The 1502-nt window shown below is 67.4% G+C and carries 1 protein-coding gene; it reads right to left on the bottom strand.

Annotation, left to right across the window (positions count from 1 at the left end):
• Positions 1-1502 (bottom strand): molybdopterin-dependent oxidoreductase (locus tag RMP09_RS14355; protein WP_310566662.1); only part of this gene is annotated, 1502 nt, incomplete at both ends.

The following is a 1502-nucleotide window of genomic DNA, read 5'->3' as shown; positions in this document are numbered from 1 at the left end:
TGGCCGCGCCGATGATGACCATGGACTTGCCCTTGGTCTTGTCGGCGTTGTCGGCGAACTGGCGCGCCACGGCGATCACCTGGTCGCGCTTGACGCCGGTGATCTTCTCCTGCCAGGCGGGCGTGTACGGCGTGTCCTGGTCGTAGCTGGTGGCGCCGGTGTCACCGGGCAGGCCGCGGTTGACGCCGTAGTTGGCGGCCGTCAGGTCGAACACGGTGGCGACCAGGGCGTAACGCTCTTCGCCGACCTTGCCCAGCTTGACGCGGCGCACCGGCACCTGGCGCACCAGCACATCGTCGGTGGCGCCGGCCTGCTTGTTGGCCGTGAAGTTGGGGGTGTCGATGCCGCCGAAGTACGGGAAGGCGACCTGGCCCACTTCGTATTCGCTGCCCTCACCTTCCATCAGGCTGAGCTTGAGCTTGACCTGCTCGTCGCCGCGCGCTTCCTTGTCTTCCAGGTTCCACTTGCCCGCATCGGCGCGGCCCTCAGCGCCCCAGCGGAAACCGATGGAGCCGTTGGGCAGCACGAGCTTGTCGTCCTGGTCCAGTGCGACGGTCTTCCAGTCGGGGTTGTTGGCCTGGCCGAGCTTGCCGTTGAAGTCGCTGGCGCGCAGGTAGCGGCCGGGCACCACGACCTGGCGGCCGTCCGGCAGGGTGCGCTCTTCGAGCTGCACCAGGTTGGGCATGTCGGTGTAGCGGCGCACGTAGTCGTCGAAGTACGACGAACGCTTGTCGAAATAGAACTCCTTGAGGATCACGTGGCCCATGGCCATGGCAATCGCCGCGTCCGTGCCCTGCTTGGGGTGCATCCACAGGTCGCAGAGCTTGCTGATCTCGGCGTAGTCGGGCGTGATCGCCACGGTCTTCGCACCCTTGTAGCGGACTTCGGTGAAGAAGTGGGCGTCGGGCGTGCGGGTCTGGGGCACGTTGGAACCCCAGGCGATGATGAAGGTGGAGTTGTACCAGTCGGCCGATTCGGGCACGTCGGTCTGCTCACCCCAGACCTGCGGGCTGGACGGCGGCAGGTCGCAGTACCAGTCGTAGAAGCTCATGCAGACGCCGCCGATGAGCGAGAGGTAGCGCGAGCCGGCGGCGTAGCTGACCATGGACATCGCCGGGATCGGCGAGAAGCCCCAGATGCGGTCGGCGCCGTGCTGCTTGATGGTGTAGACGTTGGATGCCGCGATGATCTGGTTGACCTCTTCCCAGCTGCTGCGCACCATGCCGCCCAGGCCGCGCTGCTGCTGCCATTCGCGGCGCGCGTCGCCGTTCTCGACGATGGCGGCCCAGGCGTCCACGGGGCTCTTGGCCACGGCCAGCGCGGCGCGCCAGTGGGCCAGCAGCCTGCCGCGCACCATGGGGTACTTCACGCGGTTGGCGGAATACAGGTACCAGCTGTAGCTGGCGCCGCGGGCGCAGCCGCGCGGTTCGTGGTTGGGCAGGTCGGCGCGGGTGCGCGGGTAGTCGGTCTGCTGGGTTTCCCAGGTGACGATGCCGCCCTTG

It is taken from the genome of Hydrogenophaga sp. (assembly GCF_031426985.1).
GTDB lineage: Bacteria > Pseudomonadota > Gammaproteobacteria > Burkholderiales > Burkholderiaceae_C > Hydrogenophaga.
This window is presented reverse-complemented; position numbering and strand designations above follow the sequence as displayed.